This window comes from Curtobacterium sp. MCSS17_008, from assembly GCF_003234185.1.
Classification (GTDB): domain Bacteria; phylum Actinomycetota; class Actinomycetes; order Actinomycetales; family Microbacteriaceae; genus Curtobacterium.
The window spans coordinates 1-5,365 of sequence record NZ_QKSM01000028.1 but is presented as its reverse complement, the minus strand read 5'-3'; the positions used below and the strand labels follow the sequence as shown (position 1 = coordinate 5,365).

The 5,365-nt window shown below is 56.1% G+C and carries 3 rRNA genes; all 3 read left to right on the top strand.

The features are described 5' to 3' along the window. The first annotated feature begins 3 nt into the window (after window positions 1–3). Window positions 4–1,525 (top strand): 16S ribosomal RNA (locus DEJ23_RS15245). A 454-nt stretch (window positions 1,526–1,979) separates the two neighbouring features. Further along, window positions 1,980–5,109, top strand: a 23S ribosomal RNA gene (locus tag DEJ23_RS15240). 134 nt (window positions 5,110–5,243) lie between these two features. After that, window positions 5,244–5,360 (top strand): 5S ribosomal RNA (gene rrf / locus DEJ23_RS15235). Together the 16S, 23S and 5S rRNA genes form the textbook arrangement of a ribosomal RNA operon. Window positions 5,361–5,365: the final 5 nt, after the last annotated feature.

Below are 5,365 nucleotides of genomic sequence, written 5' to 3'. Positions count from 1 at the left end.
TTTTTTACGGAGAGTTTGATCCTGGCTCAGGACGAACGCTGGCGGCGTGCTTAACACATGCAAGTCGAACGATGATGCCCAGCTTGCTGGGTGGATTAGTGGCGAACGGGTGAGTAACACGTGAGTAACCTGCCCCTGACTCTGGGATAAGCGTTGGAAACGACGTCTAATACTGGATATGACTGCCGGCCGCATGGTCTGGTGGTGGAAAGATTTTTTGGTTGGGGATGGACTCGCGGCCTATCAGCTTGTTGGTGAGGTAATGGCTCACCAAGGCGACGACGGGTAGCCGGCCTGAGAGGGTGACCGGCCACACTGGGACTGAGACACGGCCCAGACTCCTACGGGAGGCAGCAGTGGGGAATATTGCACAATGGGCGAAAGCCTGATGCAGCAACGCCGCGTGAGGGATGACGGCCTTCGGGTTGTAAACCTCTTTTAGTAGGGAAGAAGCGAAAGTGACGGTACCTGCAGAAAAAGCACCGGCTAACTACGTGCCAGCAGCCGCGGTAATACGTAGGGTGCAAGCGTTGTCCGGAATTATTGGGCGTAAAGAGCTCGTAGGCGGTTTGTCGCGTCTGCTGTGAAATCCCGAGGCTCAACCTCGGGCTTGCAGTGGGTACGGGCAGACTAGAGTGCGGTAGGGGAGATTGGAATTCCTGGTGTAGCGGTGGAATGCGCAGATATCAGGAGGAACACCGATGGCGAAGGCAGATCTCTGGGCCGTAACTGACGCTGAGGAGCGAAAGCGTGGGGAGCGAACAGGATTAGATACCCTGGTAGTCCACGCCGTAAACGTTGGGCGCTAGATGTAGGGACCTTTCCACGGTTTCTGTGTCGTAGCTAACGCATTAAGCGCCCCGCCTGGGGAGTACGGCCGCAAGGCTAAAACTCAAAGGAATTGACGGGGGCCCGCACAAGCGGCGGAGCATGCGGATTAATTCGATGCAACGCGAAGAACCTTACCAAGGCTTGACATACACCGGAAACGGCCAGAGATGGTCGCCCCCTTGTGGTCGGTGTACAGGTGGTGCATGGTTGTCGTCAGCTCGTGTCGTGAGATGTTGGGTTAAGTCCCGCAACGAGCGCAACCCTCGTTCTATGTTGCCAGCGCGTTATGGCGGGGACTCATAGGAGACTGCCGGGGTCAACTCGGAGGAAGGTGGGGATGACGTCAAATCATCATGCCCCTTATGTCTTGGGCTTCACGCATGCTACAATGGCCGGTACAAAGGGCTGCGATACCGTAAGGTGGAGCGAATCCCAAAAAGCCGGTCTCAGTTCGGATTGAGGTCTGCAACTCGACCTCATGAAGTCGGAGTCGCTAGTAATCGCAGATCAGCAACGCTGCGGTGAATACGTTCCCGGGCCTTGTACACACCGCCCGTCAAGTCATGAAAGTCGGTAACACCCGAAGCCGGTGGCCTAACCCTTGTGGAAGGAGCCGTCGAAGGTGGGATCGGTGATTAGGACTAAGTCGTAACAAGGTAGCCGTACCGGAAGGTGCGGCTGGATCACCTCCTTTCTAAGGAGCATCTGACCGGCCCTGCTTGCAGGTGTTTGGTTCAGGCGCCGTTGCAACCCGAGTGTGGTTGCCGGTAGCTCATGGGTGGAACATTGACAGTGCAGTCGGGAGCGCGGCTCCTGGTCTCAGTACGGCTGGTCTCTTCGGGGGCCGGTGTGGAACGGGTCGGGGGTGAGCGGGTCGGCTGGTGCACGTTGTTGGGTCCTGAGGGACCAGGCTTCCTGCTGGGTGGGTGTCTTCGGATGTCTGGCTGGTGGGTGTTGAGCCGCCTGGGTGTGAGCCTGGGTATGGTTCTTCGGTGGGCTGCATGAAGCTGACGCGTTGTGTGTCGGGGGAGTGTGGTGCCGATCGTATGTTGAGAACTACACAGTGGACGCGAGCATCTTAGATCGCTCGGAACGATACGGCCGTGATGGTCGTGTGGTTGTGAGTCGATCGCAATTTTAATCTTTGTGGTCAAGTTTCTAAGAGCAAACGGTGGATGCCTTGGCATCTGGAGCCGAAGAAGGACGTAGAAATCTGCGATAAGCCTCGGGGAGCTGATAATCGAGCTGTGAGCCGAGGATTTCCGAATGGGGAAACCCCGCCAGGCGACTTGTCGACCTGGTGACTCCCGCCTGAATATATAGGGCGGGTAGAGGGAACGTGGGGAAGTGAAACATCTCAGTACCCACAGGAAGAGAAAACAACATGTGATTCCGTGAGTAGTGGCGAGCGAAAGCGGATGAGGCTAAACCGATCATGTGTGATAGCCGGCGGGCGTTGCATGGTCGGGGTTGTGGGACACGTCGCTCAGTTCTGCCGGACTGGGGCGGTTACAGCGCATCATAGTCGAACTGGTTTGAAAGCCGGGCCGTAGTGGGTGCCAGCCCCGTAGACGAAATGGTGTTATGGCCGGATGTGTATCCCAAGTAGCACGGGGCCCGAGAAATCCCGTGTGAATCTGTCAGGACCACCTGATAAGCCTAAATACTCCCAGATGACCGATAGCGGACAAGTACCGTGAGGGAAAGGTGAAAAGTACCCCGGGAGGGGAGTGAAATAGTACCTGAAACCGTTTGCTTACAAACCGTCGGAGCCTCCTTGTAGGGGTGACGGCGTGCCTTTTGAAGAATGAGCCTGCGAGTTAGCGATATGTGGCGAGGTTAACCCGTGTGGGGTAGCCGTAGCGAAAGCGAGTCTGAATAGGGCGATTTCAGTCGCATGTCCTAGACCCGAAGCGAAGTGATCTATCCATGGCCAGGTTGAAGCGACGGTAAGACGTCGTGGAGGACCGAACCCACTTCAGTTGAAAATGGAGGGGATGAGCTGTGGATAGGGGTGAAAGGCCAATCAAACTTCGTGATAGCTGGTTCTCTCCGAAATGCATTTAGGTGCAGCGTTGCGTGTTTCTCGCCGGAGGTAGAGCTACTGGATGGCCGATGGGCCTCAACAGGTTACTGACGTCAGCCAAACTCCGAATGCCGGTGAGTGAGAGCGCAGCAGTGAGACGGTGGGGGATAAGCTTCATCGTCGAGAGGGAAACAACCCAGACTACCAACTAAGGCCCCTAAGCGTGTGCTAAGTGGGAAAGGATGTGGAGTTGCACAGACAACCAGGAGGTTGGCTTAGAAGCAGCCACCCTTGAAAGAGTGCGTAATAGCTCACTGGTCAAGTGATTCCGCGCCGACAATGTAACGGGGCTCAAGCACACCGCCGAAGTTGTAGATTTCGCACACTCGATAAGCCTTCGTGGTTCAGTCGTGCGGAGTGGTAGGAGAGCGTCGTGTGGCGAGTGAAGCGGCGGAGTAATCCAGCCGTGGACGCTACACGAGTGAGAATGCAGGCATGAGTAGCGAAAGACGGGTGAGAAACCCGTCCTCCGAAAGACCAAGGGTTCCAGGGCCAGGTTAATCCGCCCTGGGTAAGTCGGGACCTAAGGCGAGGCCGACAGGCGTAGTCGATGGACAACGGGTTGATATTCCCGTACCGGCGAACAACCGCCCAAGCTAATCCAGTGGTGCTAAGAGTCCTAACCCGGCTCACCGGATCCCTTCGGGGTGATGGTGTCCGGTCTAACGCTCGACCCCATGCTGGTGCGGCTAGCGTATGAACAGGTGTGACGCAGGAAGGTAGCTGAGCCAGGCGATGGTATCCGTAAGGTGAACCTGGTGTAAGGATGTAGGGCTGACGATAGGCAAATCCGTCGTCTGTGTGCCTGAGATCCGACGCGTACCCGTTAGGGGAAATCAGTGATCCTATGCTGCCGAGAAAAGCATCGACGCGAGGTTGCAGCCGCCCGTACCCGAAACCGACTCAGGTGGTCAGGTAGAGAATACCAAGGAGATCGAGAGAATCGTGGTTAAGGAACTCGGCAAAATGCCCCCGTAACTTCGGGAGAAGGGGGGCCGGACACGTGATACGACTTCTCGTTGTTGAGCGTTGAAGGCCGCAGAGACCAGTGGGAAGCGACTGTTTACTAAAAACACAGGTCCGTGCGAAGTCGCAAGACGATGTATACGGACTGACGCCTGCCCGGTGCTGGAAGGTTAAGAGGAAGGGTTAGCCCTCGGGCGAAGCTCTGAATTTAAGCCCCAGTAAACGGCGGTGGTAACTATAACCATCCTAAGGTAGCGAAATTCCTTGTCGGGTAAGTTCCGACCTGCACGAATGGCGTAACGACTTCCCAGCTGTCTCAACCGCGAACTCGGCGAAATTGCACTACGAGTAAAGATGCTCGTTACGCGCAGCAGGACGGAAAGACCCCGTGACCTTTACTACAGTTTGGTATTGGTGTTCGGAGTGGCTTGTGTAGGATAGGTGGGAGACTGTGAAGCGGGCACGCTAGTGTTCGTGGAGTCATTGTTGAAATACCACTCTGGTCACTTTGGATGTCTAACGTAGGACCCTGATCGGGTTCATGGACAGTGCCTGATGGGTAGTTTAACTGGGGCGGTTGCCTCCCAAAGAGTAACGGAGGCGCCCAAAGGTTCCCTCAACCTGGTTGGCAATCAGGTGGCGAGTGTAAGTGCACAAGGGAGCTTGACTGTGAGACTGACAGGTCGAGCAGGGACGAAAGTCGGGACTAGTGATCCGGCAGTGGCTTGTGGAAGCGCTGTCGCTCAACGGATAAAAGGTACCTCGGGGATAACAGGCTGATCTTGCCCAAGAGTCCATATCGACGGCATGGTTTGGCACCTCGATGTCGGCTCGTCGCATCCTGGGGCTGGAGTAGGTCCCAAGGGTTGGGCTGTTCGCCCATTAAAGCGGTACGCGAGCTGGGTTTAGAACGTCGTGAGACAGTTCGGTCCCTATCCGCTGCGCGCGTTGGAAATTTGAGAAGATCTATCCCTAGTACGAGAGGACCGGGATGGACGAACCTCTGGTGTGTCAGTTGTTCTGCCAAGGGCACCGCTGATTAGCTACGTTCGGACCGGATAACCGCTGAAAGCATCTAAGCGGGAAGCCGTCTTCGAGATGAGATTTCCATGCACCTTGAGTGTGAGAGGCTCCCAGCAGACTACTGGGTTGATAGGCCGGATGTGGAAGCGGGGACTAACGACCCGTGGAGCTGACCGGTACTAATAAGCCGAAGACTTGACAACACACTGATTTCCCTACCCTCGTGGTAGGGGCTCGCGTCCACTTTGTGGTTCCCGACAGACGATCGGGAATCAAACTGAATACTTCAGCATGAGCTTGAAGGAACAGTTGTGATCCAGGATTGGGTCGACAGTGTTCCGGTGGTCATAGCGAGAGGGAAACGCCCGGTCACATTCCGAACCCGGAAGCTAAGCCTCTCAGCGCCGATGGTACTGCAAGGGGGACCTTGTGGGAGAGTAGGACGCCGCCGGACTCAAC